The organism is Methylobacterium sp. FW306-05-D, assembly GCF_058782155.1.
In genome coordinates this window covers 58,984-74,605 of the sequence record NZ_JBYSXL010000016.1, presented here as the reverse complement: position 1 = coordinate 74,605, position 15,622 = coordinate 58,984, and the positions used below count along the sequence as shown (strand labels likewise).

Below are 15,622 nucleotides of genomic sequence, written 5' to 3'. Positions count from 1 at the left end.
ACGGACCGCCTCCGTCGTGCGGGCGCTGCCGTGCAGAATTTGGCCCCTCGCGAAGCCCCCGCAGCATGGTGGTCAACTGTACCACTGCACCGCAGGATCAAACAGTTAGGCTCGCTCCGCGGAAGTGTTCCGCGGTCGGAGTCTCGGGCTCAGCGCTCGTCCGGGCCGGAGGCGCGCGGGAACGTGCGCTCCATCGCGTCGCCGGAGGCCGCCAGCAGCGCCCGTGCCAGGGTGCGGGCCTCCTCCCGGTCGAGGGCCAGGATCGCCGTGATCGGTGTCCCGTCCAGCCCTGGCAGCCCGATCTCGATCCGGACTCCGTCGGGCGCCGCCGCCACCGCGATGCTCCAGTCCCGTTCTCCGCCCATCGGCTTTCGCACCTCTCCCGCGTTGCTGTCGCTCCCGATCGCCCGCGAGCTCGCATTCGGCCTTGCATGACCGATCCGGTGGCACGAGGCCAGGGGTCGGGGGAGGCGACCTGCGATTGACGCCGGGCCGCCCCCTGGTGTTTGTGCGCCCCGACCCATCCCGGCCCCCGGGCGCGGCGATCATTCAGGGAAGGAACACCCCATGTCCGAGATCTGGTTCCGTACCGGCGAGGCGACCGTGCTCGCGGCGGAAGGGCAGTACACTGACGCGATGCCGGAGGTGCTGATCGGCTCCACCCGCGGCCCGGTGGGCCAGGCCTTCGCCGGCATGATGGGTCAGGTCCAGGGCCACACCCGGATGTTCGTGGTGCGTGACCTCAACCAGCTCGTGCGCCCGGCCACGATGATGACCACGAAGGTCACGATTCATACGGCCGAGTATGCCGAATTGCTCGGCGGTGTCGTCCAGGCCGCCACGGGGGACGCCATTATCGACTGCGTGATCGAGGGCGTCCTGCCCAAGGACGGGCTCGACGAGCTCTGCATGATCATCATGATCTGGCTGGACGAGCGCTGCGGATCCGACCCGAACGTCGACCGCAAGGATCTCTACCGGACGAATTACGAGGCGACGAAGCTCGCGATCGCCCGCGCCATGAAGGGCGAGCCGACGATCGACGAGCTCATCGCCAATCGGAAGACGGTGAAGCACTACGCCCTGGAAGACGTGATCGAGTACTGATCCGTTCGAGACGCGACGGCGCGCGGCTCCAGTCGATCCGCGCGTTCGGGGACGGCTAACCCGGCGGGATCCGCCCCACCGAGCACAGCGTGCGGATCGAGCCGCCGGCATCGGTGTAGCAACTCGCCGACCAGCCGTTCTGCTGGATGAAGGACTTGCGCCGGTCCTTCAGGGCGGTGGCGTAGGCCGTGGCGATGGCGCCCTGCACGGCGCTCGCGCTCTCGCCGACCACGATCTCGGCCGCCAGGGCAAGGTCGGCGAAGTAGTCCGCCGAGGGCGTCGGGTCCGAGGAAGCCGCCTGCACGATGGGCTCGGCCCGGCAGGTGAGGTCGAGTTTCAGGCCGCCGGGGACCCGCAGATCGATGCTGGGACCGGTGCGCCGGCCGACCTTGCCGCCCATCGCGCCGGCGATCTGCGCGGCGAGGGCATCGCACGTGTCGGCCCGCGCGAGGCTGGGGCCGATCAGGCTCGCGCCAAGGAGAAGCGGGAGGAGGGCGTCGCGCAGTCGCATGTCAGGCTGTCCGGGAGAGGGGAGGCGCCTCAGGGCGTGAAGGCGAGGCGGACCACCGTACCGCCCGCGTTGGTGTAGTCGAGCTGACCGCCGAGCTGACCCGCGAGACCCTGCGCGATGCGAAAACCCAGGCTGCGGGTGGTGTCGGGGTCGAAATCCGCGGGCATGCCGCGCCCGTCATCCGCGATCGTGAGCTGCAGGCGCTCCGTGTCGAGCCGTTCGATCCGGATCGTGATGGTGCCCCGCCGCCCGTCCGGAAAGGCGTGCTTCAGGGCGTTGGTCACCACTTCGACCATGAGGAGCGACAGGGTCGTGAGCTGGGTCAGGTCGAACCGCAGGGGCGGCGTGTCGACGAGACAGACGATGTTGTGCGCCCCCGTGGCTTCGAGGAGATCGGTGCAGAGTTCGCTGAGGTACTGTCCGACCGGGCGCTCGATGCTGCTCGGATCGTAGAGGCGGCGGTGGATGCGCGAGATCGTCTCGAGCCGCACCCGCGCCTCGTCGAGGGCGGCGAGCGCCGCCTTCGGATCGTTGCCGACCTTGCGCTTCTGCAGGCTCAGCAGGGCGGCCACGAACTGCATGTTGTTGGCGACCCGGTGCTGCAGCTCCTGGAACATGGTGCGCTGCTGCTCGTAGAGCTCCGCCGAGACCTGCCGCTCGGCACGCAGCCGCTCGCCGGCCCGGTGCATGACGTGGATCAGCGCGATGTCGACCGCCACGATGAAGACGTAGAAGGCTAGGGCGAGCGCGGTCGGCCCGTCGATGACGAAGGTGCCGGCCGGTGGGATGAAGAAGTACCAGGCGGCGAGGCCGCTGAGCCCCGCGCAAGTGATGCCCGGCCGCAGGCCGAAGAAGAAGGTCGTGAGGATCACGGCCGGGAAGAACGTCAGGTAGGGAAAGCCCGGCGGCAGCACCTCGTCGAGGGCGAAGCGCAGGCCGAGGGCCAGTGCCGACGCGACCAGCGCCGCGCAGTCGCCCAGCCAGGGATGCGTGCGCAGGCGCTCCGTCGCATGGACGATCTGCCAGCCTTTCCAAACAGGGGCGCGTATCGATGATCGGGGCAGAGTCGTGGTCTCGGCGAAGCAAGCCCAAGGTCTAATCCGGGTCGGCACCAGTCACCAGCCCGCCAAGCAAGCTGCCGCGATTCGGCCTCAATGGAAGTCGCGGCTGCGGTAAATCCGCCGATCCTCCGGGACGCCGAAATCGGTGGTCTCGGGCGGCAGCCGCAGGCCTCCGGCCCGCAGGTCGCGCAGGGCCGCCGAGAGGTCGCGGAACTGCTCGGCCAGCAGGTGCACGACGAGACCCTGGCGCTGCACCCGGCCCCGCACCGCGAGGAAGCGGGCGCCCATGGCGGTCGCGCGGTTGGCCTCGAACACGTCGCGCCAGACGATGACGTTGGCGATGCCGGTCTCGTCTTCCAGGGTCAGGAACACGGTGCCGCGCGCCGTGCCCGGGCGCTGCCGGGTGAGCACGAGGCCCGCCACGGTGACCCGGGCGTTGTTCGCGATCCGGGTGCCGTCCTGATGGTCGCGCGCGGGAATCGCGCCGATGCGGGCGAGCCGGGTCCGGAAGAACGCCACCGGGTGGCCCTTCAGGGAGAGGCCGGTGGCGGCGTAGTCTTCCGCCACGTGCTCGGAGGCCGCCATGGCCGGCAGGGCCACGGCGGGCTCGGCCCGGAACAGCCCGTCATCGGCGTGGAAGGCGAAGAGCGGCATCGGCGTGTCGAGGAGCTGGGTCCGCCGGTCGCCGTTGGCCCGCAGGGCGGCCTTGCGGGCCGAGGTGCCCTCCAGGGTCCGCACCGCCCAGAGGGCGGCCCGCCGGTCGAGGTCCAGGGAGCGGAACGCATCCGCCTCGGCCAGCCGCTCCAGGGCGTTGCGGGGCAGGGCGAGGGCCGCCTGCAGGCCCTCGATGCTGGCGTAGCCGTTGCCCCGCAGAGCGACGAGGCGGTGCATGGAGGCCTGCGGCACCCCGCTCACCTGGCGCAGGCCGAGGCGCACGGCGAAGCGCCGCGGGACGCCGGGCGGTGGTGGCTCCAGGGCCGGCTCGAGGGTGCAGTCCCAATCGCTGGCATTGACGTCGACGCCGCGCACCTCGACTCCGTGGGCGCGGGCGTCGCGCACGAGCTGCGCCGGCTGGTAGAAGCCCATCGGCTGGGAATTCAGGATCGCCGCGAGGAAGACGTCGGGGTGCCGGCACTTCATCCAGGCCGAGGCGTAGACCAGGAGCGCGAAGCTCGCCGCGTGGCTCTCGGGGAAGCCGTAGGTGGAGAAGCCCTCGATCTGCTTGAAGCAGCGCTCGGTGAAGTCGCGCGGGTAGCCGCGCCCGACCATGCCCTCCACGAACTTGGTGCGGAAGTTCACGATCTGGCCGTTGTGCCGGAAGGTGGCCATGGCCCGGCGCAGGCCGTCGGCCTCGTGCGGCTGGAAGCCGGCGGCGGTGATCGCGATCTGCATCGCGTGCTCCTGGAACAGGGGCACGCCGTAGGTCCGCTCGAGCACGCCCTTCAGTTCGTCCGCTGGTCCGTGATCGGGATGGGGGGAGGGGTATTCGACCGGCTCCAACTTCTGCCGGCGGCGTAGGTACGGATGGACCATGTCGCCCTGGATCGGCCCCGGCCGCACGATCGCCACCTGCACCACGAGGTCGTAGAATTCCCGCGGCTTCAGGCGCGGCAGCATCGACATCTGCGCCCGGCTCTCGACCTGGAACACCCCGACGGAATCGGCCCTGGCCAGCATCGCGTAGGTGGCTTCGTCCGCGCGCGGCAGGTCGGCCAGCGTCGGGTAGTCGTGCCCGTAATCCTGCCGGAGGAAATCGACGCCCCGGCGCAGGCAGCTCAGCATGCCGAGCGCCAGCACGTCGACCTTCATCAGGCCGAGCACGTCGATGTCGTCCTTGTCCCACTCGATGAAGGTCCGGTCCGCCATGGCGGCGTTGCCCACCGGCACGGTCTCGTCGAGGCGCCCGCGGGTCAGCACGAAGCCGCCCACATGCTGCGACAGGTGGCGCGGGAAGCCGATCAGCGCGTGGGCGAGCTCCAGGGCCTGCCGGATCGCCGGGTTGTCCGGGTCGAGCCCGGCCTGCCGGATATGCGCGTCGGGCAGGTCCTTGCCCCAGGAGCCCCAGACCGTGTCGGCCATTACGCCGGTGATGTCGGGGGGCAGGCCCAGGACCTTCCCGACCTCCCGGATGGCGCTGCGCGGGCGATAGTGGATCACCGTGGCGCAGATCGCGGCGCGGTCGCGGCCGTAGCGGCCGTAGAGGTACTGAATCACCTCCTCGCGGCGCTCGTGCTCGAAATCCACGTCGATGTCGGGCGGCTCGGCCCGGTTCTCCGAGATGAAGCGGGCGAAGAGCAGCCGGATCTCGGTGGGGTCGACCGCCGTGATGCCGAGGCAGTAGCAGACCACGGAATTGGCCGCCGAGCCGCGCCCCTGGCACAGGATGCCCCGCTTGCGCGCGAACTCGACGATGTCGAACAGGGTCAGGAAGTAGTGCGCATAGTCCATCTTCGCGATGAGGCGCAGCTCCTCTTGTATAGTGTTCATGATTTGTTCGGGGATGCCATCGGGGTAGCGCCAGCCCGCGCGCTCCATGACCCGGTAGGCCAGGTAATCCTGCGCGGAAAAGCCGGGCGGGACCGGCTCGTCGGGATACTCGTACTTGAGTTCGTCGAGGGAAAAGTCGCAGGCCTGCGCGATCTCGATCGTGCGGGCGACGGCCTCGGGATGGTCGGCGAACAGGCGCGCCATCTCTTCGGCCGGCCGCAGGTGGCGCTCGGCATTGGCCTCCAGGCGGTAGCCCGCCGCATTCAGCGCGCAGCCCTCGCGGATGCAGGCGACGATGTCCTGCAGGGGGCGCCGGTCCGGGTGGTGGTAGAGTGCGTCCGACACCGCCACCAACGGCGCACCGAGGCGCAGCCCCAGTTCGGCGAGGCGCCCGAGGCGGCGTCGCTCGTCGCCGCGCCGGCGGTGGCTTCCCGCCAGGGTGACCCGGCCGGGGGCCTCGGCGGCGAGTTGGCGGAGATGGCCGAGGAAGGGGTCGTCGTCGCCGAGCCGCTCCGGCGGAACCGCGATGAGCATCTGGCCTTCGCTGGCGGCCAGGAGTTCCGAAAAGTCGAACCGGCACTGGCCCTTCTCGGAGCGGCGGTTGCCGAGGGTGAGGAGCCGGCACAGGCGGCCATAGGCGGCCCGATCCATCGGGTAGGCCACGGCCTCGAAGCCCTCCCGCGTGACGAGCCGCACGCCGGGCAGGAAGCGGATGCCGGGCTCGCCGGCGGCGGCCCGCCGCTTGGCCTCGGCATGGCCCCGCACCACGCCCGCCAGGGTGTTGCGGTCGGCGATGCCGATGGCGTGCAGCCCCAGTTCGGCGGCCTGCCCCACCATCTCGCCGGGATGCGAGGCCCCGTGCAGGAAGGAGAAATTCGTGGTGACGGCGAGCTCGGCATAGGCGGGCGGCCCAGACATCGACGTCATCTCCTTTCGGCTCCGCGGCATCCGACGCGCGACTGAGAACGAATCGTGATCGTCTCGGATCCCGGCGTGCCGGTTTCATGTCGGGGAGTCAAAGTCCCGAGGACGGCTGGCCAAGCTGTTCGGCCTGCGTTAGCCCGGTCCTCCCCAGACAGGATGTCCCATGCTCACCTGCGCGATCCTCGACGATTACCAGGGCGTCGGCCCGACCCTGGCCGACTGGTCGGGGTTGGCGGACCGCCTCATCCTGCGGGACCTTCGCATCACCTTCGCGACGCAGGACGCGCTCGTCGACGCGATCGGGGATTGCGAGATCGTGGTGATGATGCGCGAGCGCACGCCGTTCCCGGCCGAGCTCTTCGCACGCCTGCCGAAGCTGCGGCTCCTCCTCACCAGCGGCATGCGCAACCTGTCGATCGACCTCGCCGCCGCGAAGGCGCACGGCGTCACGGTCTGCGGCACCGCGAGCCACCCCGAGCCGCCGGTGGAGCTGACCTGGGCGCTGATCCTGGGGCTCGCCCGCCACCTCGTGCCCGAGGTGCAGGCCCTGCGCACGGGCGGCCCCTGGCAGTCCAGCGTCGGCAGCGATCTCGCCGGCCGCCGCCTCGGATTGCTGGGGCTCGGCAAGACCGGCGCCCGCGTCGCCCGGATCGGGCTAGCCTTCGGCATGGAGGTCAGTGCCTGGAGCCGGAACCTCACGGCCGAGCGGGCCGCGGCCGAGGGCGTCGCCCTGGCGCCCTCCCTGGAGGCGCTGCTGGAGGCGAGCGACGTCGTCTCGATCCACCTCGTCCTCGGCGCGGGCACGCGCGGCCTCGTCGACGCCGCGGCGCTGCGCCGGATGCGGCCCGACGCGTTCCTGATCAACACCTCCCGCGCCGCGATCGTGGACGAGGCCGCGCTGATCGCCGCGCTCAGCGAGAACTGGATCGCGGGTGCCGGCCTCGACGTCTTCGAGACCGAGCCGCTGCCGCCGGATTCACCCTGGCGCACCCTGCCCAACGTGCTGGCGACACCGCATCTCGGCTACGTCACGGAGCGGAACTACCGCACCTACTTTCCGGAGATCGTGGAGGATATTTCGGCGTTCCTCGACGGGGTGCCGATCCGCGTGCTGGCCTGAACCGGTCGGGGCGGCGCTTCAGGCCCGGCCCTCCACGAAGGCCCTCATCAGCAGGTTCGCGATCGCGAGCGGCGGGGGCGTGGTCAGCCCGTCGGGATGGCGACCCTCCAGCATCGCCGCGACGGCGTCCCGCGAGAACCAGCGCGCGTCGGCGAGCTCTTCCGGATCGAGGGTGATGGCCTCATCCTGTGCCTCTGCCACGCAACCGATCATCAGCGAGGATGGGAACGGCCAGGGCTGCGAGGCGTGGTAGCGCACCGCGCCGATGGTCAGGCCGACCTCCTCGAAGGTCTCGCGCCGGACGGCGGCCTCGACGGTCTCGCCGGGCTCCAGGAAGCCGGCGAGGCAGGAATACATGCCCTCGTTGAAGCGCGGCGAGCGCCCGAGCAGGCAGGCCTCGCCCCGGGTGATCAGCATGATCACCACGGGGTCGGTGCGGGGGAAGTGGTGCGTCCCGCAGGCCGTACATTCGCGCCGGTAGCCGCCGGCCGCGACGACCGTCGGCGCCCCGCACCGGGCACAGAAGCCGTTGCGCGCGTGCCAGCCGAGCAGGGATTTCGCCGTAGCGAGGAGTCCGAGTTCGTGGGGCGCGATCCGGCCCTCGCCGGCGAGACTGCGCAGGTCGTTGGTCCGGAAACCCGGATCGGCTTCGAGGGGCTCGGCCATCTCCGCCGGGACGGCGGCGGCGAAGACCGGCTCGCCGTCGAGGCGGCCGAGATAGAGCGTCAGGCTGCGCGTACCCGTCCGGGCGGCCGTGTCCGGCAGCAGGAGCGCCGTGTCGCCTGCGAGCACGACGCGGTCGCCGGCCAGGATGACGATGCGCGCGCCGGGCGCGTCGAGGTCGGGGATCGCAGAGACGCTCTCGGCGGAATGGCGCACGAGGCGGCTCTGGACGTAGCCGAGCTGATCCAGGGAATCGGTCATCGCCTCAGGCCGCCGCGAACAGGGCGCCGATGCGCTCGATCATCTGGGCGCGGGCATGGTGCGGGTAGGGGGTAGCCGTGCCGATGCCCCAGACCGGCTTCGGCCAAGCAGGATCGGAACGGAAGCGCCCGATCACATGGACGTGGAGCTGGGCCACGACGTTGCCCAGTGCGGCGACGTTGACCTTGTCGGGCTTGGCGAGCGCCAGCATCACCCCGGTGGCGATCCGCATCTCGTCCATGAGCGCCTGCGCATCCGCCGGCGACAGGTCGGTGATCTCGCTGGCGCCGGCCCGGCGCGGCACGAGGATCAGCCAAGGGAAGCGGGCATCGTCCATGAGGAGGACGCTGCACAGGGCGAGGTCGCCCACATGCACGGTGTCGGCGACCAGCTGCGGGTCGAGGGTGAAGTCTGTGTTCATCGCGACGCGATGTAGAGCGGAACCGTGGCCGATGCGAGGGGCGCGTCCCTCAGATCCCGCTGAACCAGTTGTAGCCCTGGTCCTCCCAGTAGCCTCCCGGATAGTCGTTGGTCACGAAGATCGCCGCGATGTGCTTGGGGCTCTTGAAGCCCAGCTTCGTCGGCACCCGGACCCGCAAGGGGTAGCCGTACTCGGGCGCGAGCGGCTGGCCGGCGAAGTCGAGGGCCAGGATCGTCTGCGGGTGCAGGGCGCTCGGCATGTCGAGGCTGCCGTAATAGCGGTCGGCGCATTTGAACCCGACATATTTCGCGGTGAGGTCGGCGCCGGTCCGCTCCAGGAAGGTCCGCAGCGGCACGCCGCTCCACTGCCCGATCTGGCTCCAGCCCTCGATGCAGATGTGGCGGGTGATCTGGCTCTCCTGCGGCAGGGCGCGCAGCTTCGCCAGCGTCCAGGGCGACTTGTCGGCGACGAGGCCGGAAACCTCCAGCTTCCAGGTCGCCTCGTCGATCTCCGGGATGTTGTCGGGCGGATAGAAGGCGTTGAAGCGGAAGGGACTGTCGATCATCGAGGCCGGGTAGGTCGGCGCCAGGGTCTTGGGATCGAACAGCCATTGCTGGACCCGGTCGTTGGCCCGCGACATCGCCCAGAGCACACGGTCTGCCAGGGTGCCGTTGCTGCCGGTGGAGAGGTCGCAGCCGGAGAGCAGGGTCAGGGCTCCCAGCGAGAGGCCGCCGCGCAGCACCATCCGGCGTTCCAGACGGGCGAGGTCGGGGGCGAGGTCGCGGCGCAGGGCCTTGAGGCGGGCGGCGGCGTCGGGATCGTGGGGCATCAGCGGGCGGTCTCCTCGGTGATCCGGGCGCGGCCGGTGATCATCGCCGGCAGCGTGCTCGGGACGACGAAGACGAGGGCGAGGTGGATGAGGATGAAGCCCACCAAGCCCGCCATGGCGCCGAAATGGACCCGCCGCGCCCATTCGTAGCCGCCGAACAGGTTCGCGAGGCTCTGCCATTGGACCGGCTTCCACAGGGCGCAGCCCGAGGCGACGAGGAGCAGACCGAGGACGATGGCGACCACGTAGGCGAGGCGCTGGACGGCGTTGTAGCGGCCGACCCGGTGGCTCAGACGCAGCGCCAGGGCGGCGCGGGCGTCGCGCCAGATCGCCCCCGGGCTCAGGGGCAGGAGGGCGGTGGAGAAGTGGCGGGCCAGGAGACCGTAGGCGAGATAGGCGAGGCCGTTGAGGGCGAAGAGCCACATGGCGGCGAAGTGCCAGGCGAGCGCGCCGCCGAGCCAGCCGCCGAGGGTCGCCCATTTCGGGAAGACGAAGGGGAAGAGCGGCGAGGCGTTGTAGATCGCCCAGCCGCTGAACAGCATGCAGAACACCGCGACCGCGTTGATCCAGTGGGTGACCCGCACCACGAGGGGGTGGATCACCACGAGGCGCGACGGGGCTTCGGGAACGATCGTCAACGGGACCTCGATATCTCGGCAACCTCGGAATCTCGGGCCGACCCCGCCGGCGGAACCGGCGGGGAGGGGCGGGATCACATCGACGGAACGGTGCCGTTGCGGCCGACGATGAGGACGGCAGCGTTGAGCTTGCCGTCGGCGCCCGCCTTGGTGAAGGCCACGACCTTGGCGCCCGGCACCACGATGCTCTTCTCGCCCGGATCGACGAGCGTCACCGGCACGTCCTCCGGCACCATGACCTTCTTCTCGCCGCCCTGGTACTTGACCAGCATGGTGCGCCCTTCGGTGCCGGACAGGCTGCCGATGGCGCCGTTGGTCATGGTGGAGTTGGAGCCGAGGTCCCACGGATAATGGCCGTCGGCGGTGCCGCGCAGGGAGGAGGCGAACACCGTTACCTGCAGGGCCTTCTGGGTGCCGTCGGGCTGCGGAATCGCGGCGGTGCCGATGTAGCTCTCGGACTTGATGTCGGAGAGTTGGCCGGTGCTCGCGGCCAGGATCTTAGTGTCGTCCCCGAAGGTCACGGTCTTGGCCTCGCCTATGCGGGGCTTGATCGTCACGGTCGAGCCGTCGACGGACTCGATGGTGCCACGGTAGCGCACCACATCGGCGGCGCGCGCCGGTGCGGCGGCGAGGGCGAGGCCGACGGTCAGGCCGGTGAGCAGCGTCTTCATCATGATCATGGCGTTCCTCCTTGTTGGATCTCGATCGGGACCGGATCGTGAGCGGACGCGGTACGTCCGGCTTGCCGCGGGTGGTTCGACCGGGATGGTGCCTTGGTTACGTCGGCGGGACGCCGCCGTTTCCGCTCGCGATCATCCGGTCGGACACGCCATCACAGGCTTCCGGGTCGCCCAGCGGACGCCGGAGGGGGCAGGCACGAAGGATAGCGACGTCATGCAGGCGTGCCCGGCGACCGATCGGTGCCGGCGAACAGAACGCTGCTCCCAATCCTGCCAGCGCGCAAGTCAATTGCGCGCGATCCGGATCTGTCGTGGTGCCGAAGGCCCGGTGCGCCGGACTTCAGTGCGCCATCAGCATCGGGATCGCCGCATGGGCGAGGAGATGGCTCGTGGGACCGCCGAAGATCATCTGGCGCAGGCGGCTCTGGGTGTAGGCGCCCTTGATCAGCAGGTCGCAGCCGAAGGATTCGGCCTCGGCGAGATAGACCTCGCCCGGTGTCCGCCGGCCGGCCGAATAGGCCCGGAAATCCGCGCTGATGCCTTCGCAGGCCAGGGCGCGGGCCAGTTCCTGGGCGGTGGGGCCGGGCACCATCCCGCCCTCGACGCTGATGATGCGGATCCGCTTGGCCTGCCGCAGGAACGGCATCGCGAAGGCCACGGCCCGGGCCGTCTCGGTGGAGCCGTTCCAGGCGATCAGGATCGCCTCGCCCAGGGTCGCGGGCGCGATCGGGGGGGCCAGGAGGATCGGTCGCCCGCTCTCGAACAGGGCGGTCTCGAAGGTGGTCATGCGCGGGGCGGAATCCTCCGTGCCGGGCCTTCCCACCACCGTCGCGGTGAACAGGCGCGCATACTGGCCGAGGAAGCCGTCGCCCGCCGGTACGTCGGCTCGCCAGCGGTAGCGCGGACCGGCCGCGAGGGCCTCGGGATTGCACGGGCCCTCGGCCGCGAGCGGCACGCCGGCCCGGTTCATGAAGTCGACGAACTGGCTGCCGGCCCGGTCGGCCTCGACCTTGTCGGCCTCCTCGTCGCGAAGCCAGGTCATGCCTCCGACCATGTCCACGGGCACGTATTCGGCCAGGGCCGGACGCAGGGAGACCCCCTCGATGAGGCTGCTGAAGCGGCGGGCGGTGAGGATCGCGGTCTCGAAGACCGAGGGCAGGGCGTCATGGGACGCGACGGGAACGAGCAGGGTCTTCATGGGGGAGCCTTCCTCGCAGCGGCACGAGGGCGTCAGGCTAGTGCGAAACGGGGTTCCGGAAAACAGCACGACCGAGGCTGGTGAGCGTTTTCCCGAAGTGCCTGCGCCGGCATGCGGGGCCGCGCAGTCTGCAGGCTATTTCCGCGAGAAGCTTGGCCATTTACAAGATCAGTCTGGATCGAGAAGAGCTCAGAAAAGAGACAGTTTAAGGTGGGAACCCAATCGAACCTTCGTCGTTGGCCCAACAACCGTGACAGGCAGGCTCCGCATCGGGGACGAATAGCCTTTTGCCTTGCAGGCTGCCCTGTTCCGTCAGATTAGAGGAACCCATGATCAAGAAGACTCTCGCTCTCACCGCCATGCTGACCGCCCTTTCCGCTCCCGCCTTCGCGCAGGGGATGGGCAGCGACTTCCGCATGGAGGCCATGCAGGCCAACGCCTTCGAGATTCAGTCGAGCCAGATCGCGCTCAACAAGAGCCGCAACCCGCAGGTGCTGCGCTTCGCCCGCGAGGCGATCCGTGATCACCGCGCCGCCAACGTCGCCCTGGCCGGCGGCGAAGGCAACTATGCCGCGGTGCGTGCCAACGAGGGCCTCGGCGGCCTGATCACGGCTCCGCTCGCGGTGGCGGGTGGCGCCGTCGGCGCTGCCACGGGCGCGGCCGCCGGCGCGGTGGGTGGTACTTTGAGCGGTGGCCCGGTGGCCGGCGTCGAGGGGATCGGAACCGGCGCGGCGCGCGGCGCGGCCACGGGCAGCCAGGCCCTGCGCGGCGACGTGGACACCACCGCCGGGACCACCATCATCCAGCCGAACCCGCAGCAGCAGGCGATGCTTGCCGAGCTGTCGCAGACCCCGGCCGGCCCGCGCTTCGACCGGCTCTACGGGCGCATGCAGGTCCAGTCGCACGAGATGACCATCGGCATGTTCCGCTCCTACGCCGCTTCGGGTCCGAACCCGGCCCTGCGCGCCCATGCCGAGCAGGCCCTGCCGGTCCTGCAGTCGCATTACCAGATGGCGCAGAGCCTGCCGGGCGCCCGCTGACCCTCGCCGACACGCGCCGGGCTCATCGCCCGGCGTGATGCCGGAAACGGGAAGGACGCCGAGCCCCGGGCTCGGCGTCCTTCTTCGTTCCGGGATGCCTCAGGCTTCGGCGCAGCCGATCATCGAGGCGGGGCTCAGGCTGCGGCCGGCCTGATCGACGGCCGGCTCGAACGCGCCGGTCTCGGGGTTGCGCAGGAGCAACTCGCCGCGCGCGATGCCGAAATGGGCGCCGTGCAGGCTCAGCTGTCCGCTCTCCACGCGCTTGCGCACGAACGGGAAGGTCATCAGGTTCTCGAGGCTCTGGGAGACCATCGCGTATTCGAGGCGCGTCAGGTAGTCGGGCGCCTGCGGATCGCCGGCCTTGCTGGCGGCGGGCTCGACCAAGGAGACCCACTTGCCGATGAAATCGCCCTTCGACAGGGGCTTCGCGGGATTGGCGTACGCCTTGATGCCGCCGCAGGTGGCGTGACCCAGCACCACGATGTGCTTGACCTCCAGGCCCTCGACCGCGAACTCGATCGCCGCGGAGGTGCCGTGGAAATCACCGCCGGTCTCGTGCGGGGGCACGATGTTGGCGACGTTGCGGATCACGAAGAGTTCACCGGGCCCGGTATCGAAGATGACCTCGGGAGACACGCGGCTGTCGCAGCAGCTGATCATCAGGACTTCGGGACTCTGCCCCTCAGCCAGCTTGGCGTAGCGCTTGGCCTCGTCGGTGAGGCGACCGTCGATAAACGAGCGGTAGCCGGCCTTCAGCGTCTCTGGGAACATGGATCGGTTTCTCCTCGTGGGTTGTCGTGCGCGGCGCGCCACTCCGCGGTGCGCCGGATGGCTAGGGCTGCTCTCGCCAGTTTAGGACGATGGGCGTGCCGGGTATCGTCCCGGCGATGATGTCGCGGGCGACCGCGGCCAGCCCTTGCGGCTCGATGCGCTCGGAGGTGGTCTCGAGTTCGGCCAGCGTCCACCAGCGCGTGCCCAGGACCGGATTGTCCTCGGTCTCGGCGAGGCGGCTCGTGTCCACGGTCGCGTCGGGCAGGCGGACGACGAAGTAGCGCTCGCGGGCGTAGCGTGAGGTGCGGAACAGGTGGAAGGGGCCGTCGCAGGCCGCGACCTGCGGCCCGATCTCGGCATCCGCCACGCCGATCTCCTCGGAGAGTTCGCGGCGGCAGGCTTCCACATGCGTCTCCCCGGCCTCCAGCCCGCCCCCGGGCATGAACCAGAAGGTGCGGGCCTCCGGCTTGGCGGGATCGATCGGGCGCACCGACTCGTAGGCGATGAGCAGGAGGCGCTGATCGGGATCGAACACCAGGGCCCGGGCGATGTCGCGAACGGTCAGATCCTGCGTCATGTCCCTCTCACGGCTCCGCTTCGACCTCCGATCTAGCAGGGAATCCGCCTGCGGCCAGGGGGCGACCCGACGGAGCGGCCGGCATCCAGATCACGATGGGAAGACCCTGGTCATCCGATCCGGGCGGATCGGGCAGGGGGCGGGCACGGCCGTCGGCGAGATCGCGGGCGACCACGAGGGCGGCCAGCGCATCGAGATGGTCGTCCGCGCCCACGCCCGGGGGCCGCGCCGCGATCAGGCCCTCGGGCAGGCCGGCGCCCGCCAGCAGCGCGCGGCGCTCGGCGAGGCCCGCTTGGCGCGCCGGGCCCTTCTTGCCCGCCGCCAGGGGGTGCCCGCCGTTGAGGCAGCGGAAGACGATCTCGGGATGGACCTCGTGGAGGCGCGCGACGAGGTCCGGGCGTGCGCGCAGCGTCGCGTCGACCGCCCGGATCGCGGGTAGGATGTTCCAGCACTGGATCGAGAGGGCGAAGGACGGCGTGCTGTGCGCGCGCGACAGCGCCTTCGCCTCCGCGTAGGTCGCCGCATAGACCGCCGCACGGGCCGGCACCGGAAACACGCTGGCTCGTCCGGCGCCCAGGAAGGCGCGCGCCGCCCGGTCCGCGCTTCGCCCGCCGCCCGTGACATGCGCCTCCAGGCCGATGGGACAGTCGATCCCGACGCGGATCGGCGCCTCGGGACCATCGAGAAGGTCGACCGGCCGGGCGACGCGCGCGGCACGGAAGCGGCCCGGGTCGTCGAGGTCGAGGAGTACGCCGGCCCAGGCCCCGCGGCACCCGTCGAGGCCGCCGATCCAGCGGGTCATCGACGCGGGCCGGACGTGGCCGGCGCGAACCGGATCGGGCCTGGCTCGTTGTCGCTGCTCAAGGCCGCCGCAGCCGGCGGTCGCCGAAACGGGAATGCGTTCATGGACATCGCCGTCGACAAGGTCACCGAGATCATCCTGCGCGTGCGCGCCGTCGATGTGAAGGAAGGGCCGACCGACCCCGATTCCGGCTCGAACCCCATCGATGACGGGGCCACCGACGTGCTGATCTCGGGCACCGACGACGCCACCGAGGAGGAACTTCGGTCGATGATCGGCGCCCTCAACGACGACGAGCGCGCCGACCTCCTGGCGCTCATCTATATCGGGCGCGGCGACATGGAGCCGGAGGAATGGTCCGAGGCGGTTCGCTTCGCCCGCGAGCGCGAGGCCGCCGGAGAGGGCGCCGCGCACGAAATCCTGGGCATCCCCAACGCGGGCGACCTCCTCGACGAGGGATTGGCCAACCTCGGCATCACGCCGGACCTGCCCGAGGCCTGATCCGGTGGCAAGAATCCGGGGCGGGCCTCCG

Annotated in this window: 17 protein-coding genes; 4 read left to right on the top strand and 13 right to left on the bottom strand. The window is 70.4% G+C overall.

What is annotated here, in order from left to right:
• Positions 1 to 149 precede the first annotated feature (149 nt).
• Positions 150 to 365, bottom strand: coding sequence for a hypothetical protein (locus AC3WLN_RS08560; RefSeq protein WP_492480594.1), 216 nt, complete (start codon positions 363 to 365; stop codon positions 150 to 152).
• Positions 366 to 567: 202 nt separating this feature from the next.
• On the opposite strand from AC3WLN_RS08560, the gene fae reads away from it, so the two are divergent.
• Complete coding sequence (gene fae / locus AC3WLN_RS08555) at positions 568 to 1,107, top strand: formaldehyde-activating enzyme (protein ID WP_463771200.1); 540 nt, start codon at positions 568 to 570, stop codon at positions 1,105 to 1,107.
• A gap of 55 nt (positions 1,108 to 1,162) precedes the next feature.
• On the opposite strand, the gene AC3WLN_RS08550 is transcribed toward fae, so the two are convergent.
• The 3 genes from AC3WLN_RS08550 to AC3WLN_RS08540 all read right to left on the bottom strand — a co-directional run bounded on the left by AC3WLN_RS08550 (position 1,163) and on the right by AC3WLN_RS08540 (position 6,084).
• A complete protein-coding gene (locus AC3WLN_RS08550; RefSeq protein ID WP_492480593.1) occupies positions 1,163 to 1,618 on the bottom strand; it encodes a hypothetical protein in 456 nt (151 codons plus the stop codon).
• A 29-nt stretch (positions 1,619 to 1,647) separates the two neighbouring features.
• The gene (locus tag AC3WLN_RS08545; RefSeq protein WP_492480596.1) at positions 1,648 to 2,637 is read right to left on the bottom strand and encodes a sensor histidine kinase; all 990 of its coding nucleotides are present in this window, start codon (positions 2,635 to 2,637) and stop codon (positions 1,648 to 1,650) included.
• Between the two features lie 132 nt (positions 2,638 to 2,769).
• On the bottom strand, positions 2,770 to 6,084 hold the full coding sequence (locus tag AC3WLN_RS08540; protein WP_492480592.1) for an error-prone DNA polymerase: 3,315 nt from the start codon (positions 6,082 to 6,084) through the stop codon (positions 2,770 to 2,772).
• Between the two features lie 169 nt (positions 6,085 to 6,253).
• Between AC3WLN_RS08540 and AC3WLN_RS08535 the strand changes: the two genes are divergently transcribed.
• Positions 6,254 to 7,210 carry a D-2-hydroxyacid dehydrogenase family protein gene (locus AC3WLN_RS08535; RefSeq protein ID WP_492480591.1) on the top strand — a complete coding sequence of 319 codons (957 nt, stop codon included), beginning with the start codon at positions 6,254 to 6,256 and terminating at the stop codon, positions 7,208 to 7,210.
• Between the two features lie 18 nt (positions 7,211 to 7,228).
• On the opposite strand, the gene nudC is transcribed toward AC3WLN_RS08535, so the two are convergent.
• From nudC to AC3WLN_RS08505, 6 genes are all read right to left on the bottom strand, one after another.
• Complete coding sequence (gene nudC / locus AC3WLN_RS08530) at positions 7,229 to 8,134, bottom strand: NAD(+) diphosphatase (RefSeq protein WP_492480590.1); 906 nt, start codon at positions 8,132 to 8,134, stop codon at positions 7,229 to 7,231.
• 4 nt (positions 8,135 to 8,138) lie between these two features.
• Entirely contained in the window at positions 8,139 to 8,555 is a 417-nt protein-coding gene (locus AC3WLN_RS08525) for an HIT domain-containing protein (RefSeq protein WP_492480589.1), read from the bottom strand.
• A gap of 49 nt (positions 8,556 to 8,604) precedes the next feature.
• Entirely contained in the window at positions 8,605 to 9,384 is a 780-nt protein-coding gene (locus tag AC3WLN_RS08520) for a molybdopterin-dependent oxidoreductase (RefSeq protein WP_492480588.1), read from the bottom strand.
• Positions 9,384 to 10,022, bottom strand: coding sequence for a cytochrome b/b6 domain-containing protein (locus AC3WLN_RS08515; RefSeq protein ID WP_492480587.1), 639 nt, complete (start codon positions 10,020 to 10,022; stop codon positions 9,384 to 9,386). The genes AC3WLN_RS08520 and AC3WLN_RS08515 overlap by 1 nt, the downstream gene beginning before the upstream one ends.
• 74 nt (positions 10,023 to 10,096) lie before the next feature.
• A complete protein-coding gene (locus tag AC3WLN_RS08510; RefSeq protein WP_492480586.1) occupies positions 10,097 to 10,702 on the bottom strand; it encodes a hypothetical protein in 606 nt (201 codons plus the stop codon).
• 340 nt (positions 10,703 to 11,042) lie between these two features.
• Positions 11,043 to 11,900, bottom strand: a complete 858-nt coding sequence (locus tag AC3WLN_RS08505) for a universal stress protein (RefSeq protein WP_492480585.1) — start codon at positions 11,898 to 11,900, stop codon at positions 11,043 to 11,045.
• Between the two features lie 329 nt (positions 11,901 to 12,229).
• Here AC3WLN_RS08505 and AC3WLN_RS08500 point away from each other — a divergent pair, with 329 nt between their 5' ends.
• On the top strand, positions 12,230 to 12,940 hold the full coding sequence (locus AC3WLN_RS08500; RefSeq protein ID WP_492480584.1) for a DUF4142 domain-containing protein: 711 nt from the start codon (positions 12,230 to 12,232) through the stop codon (positions 12,938 to 12,940).
• 99 nt (positions 12,941 to 13,039) lie between these two features.
• Here AC3WLN_RS08500 and AC3WLN_RS08495 read toward each other — a convergent pair whose 3' ends face one another.
• The 3 genes from AC3WLN_RS08495 to AC3WLN_RS08485 form a co-directional block, all read right to left on the bottom strand.
• Positions 13,040 to 13,711, bottom strand: coding sequence for a carbonic anhydrase (locus AC3WLN_RS08495; protein WP_492480583.1), 672 nt, complete (start codon positions 13,709 to 13,711; stop codon positions 13,040 to 13,042).
• A gap of 61 nt (positions 13,712 to 13,772) precedes the next feature.
• The gene (locus tag AC3WLN_RS08490) at positions 13,773 to 14,288 is read right to left on the bottom strand and encodes an NUDIX hydrolase (RefSeq protein WP_492480582.1); all 516 of its coding nucleotides are present in this window, start codon (positions 14,286 to 14,288) and stop codon (positions 13,773 to 13,775) included.
• Between the two features lie 7 nt (positions 14,289 to 14,295).
• A complete protein-coding gene (locus AC3WLN_RS08485; protein ID WP_492480581.1) occupies positions 14,296 to 15,090 on the bottom strand; it encodes a DUF429 domain-containing protein in 795 nt (264 codons plus the stop codon).
• 102 nt (positions 15,091 to 15,192) lie between these two features.
• Here AC3WLN_RS08485 and AC3WLN_RS08480 point away from each other — a divergent pair, with 102 nt between their 5' ends.
• On the top strand, positions 15,193 to 15,591 hold the full coding sequence (locus tag AC3WLN_RS08480; RefSeq protein WP_492480580.1) for a DUF3775 domain-containing protein: 399 nt from the start codon (positions 15,193 to 15,195) through the stop codon (positions 15,589 to 15,591).
• Positions 15,592 to 15,622: the final 31 nt, after the last annotated feature.

Coding starts and splice junctions, on each gene's coding strand:
- AC3WLN_RS08560 (WP_492480594.1), bottom strand. CDS start 365: ATGGGCGGAGAACGGGACTGGAGCATCGCGGTGGCGGCGGCGCCCGAC.
- fae (WP_463771200.1), top strand. CDS start 568: ATGTCCGAGATCTGGTTCCGTACCGGCGAGGCGACCGTGCTCGCGGCG.
- AC3WLN_RS08550 (WP_492480593.1), bottom strand. CDS start 1,618: ATGCGACTGCGCGACGCCCTCCTCCCGCTTCTCCTTGGCGCGAGCCTG.
- AC3WLN_RS08540 (WP_492480592.1), bottom strand. CDS start 6,084: ATGTCTGGGCCGCCCGCCTATGCCGAGCTCGCCGTCACCACGAATTTC.
- AC3WLN_RS08535 (WP_492480591.1), top strand. CDS start 6,254: ATGCTCACCTGCGCGATCCTCGACGATTACCAGGGCGTCGGCCCGACC.
- nudC (WP_492480590.1), bottom strand. CDS start 8,134: ATGACCGATTCCCTGGATCAGCTCGGCTACGTCCAGAGCCGCCTCGTG.
- AC3WLN_RS08525 (WP_492480589.1), bottom strand. CDS start 8,555: ATGAACACAGACTTCACCCTCGACCCGCAGCTGGTCGCCGACACCGTG.
- AC3WLN_RS08520 (WP_492480588.1), bottom strand. CDS start 9,384: ATGCCCCACGATCCCGACGCCGCCGCCCGCCTCAAGGCCCTGCGCCGC.
- AC3WLN_RS08510 (WP_492480586.1), bottom strand. CDS start 10,702: ATGATCATGATGAAGACGCTGCTCACCGGCCTGACCGTCGGCCTCGCC.
- AC3WLN_RS08505 (WP_492480585.1), bottom strand. CDS start 11,900: ATGAAGACCCTGCTCGTTCCCGTCGCGTCCCATGACGCCCTGCCCTCG.
- AC3WLN_RS08500 (WP_492480584.1), top strand. CDS start 12,230: ATGATCAAGAAGACTCTCGCTCTCACCGCCATGCTGACCGCCCTTTCC.
- AC3WLN_RS08495 (WP_492480583.1), bottom strand. CDS start 13,711: ATGTTCCCAGAGACGCTGAAGGCCGGCTACCGCTCGTTTATCGACGGT.
- AC3WLN_RS08490 (WP_492480582.1), bottom strand. CDS start 14,288: ATGACGCAGGATCTGACCGTTCGCGACATCGCCCGGGCCCTGGTGTTC.
- AC3WLN_RS08485 (WP_492480581.1), bottom strand. CDS start 15,090: ATGACCCGCTGGATCGGCGGCCTCGACGGGTGCCGCGGGGCCTGGGCC.
- AC3WLN_RS08480 (WP_492480580.1), top strand. CDS start 15,193: ATGGACATCGCCGTCGACAAGGTCACCGAGATCATCCTGCGCGTGCGC.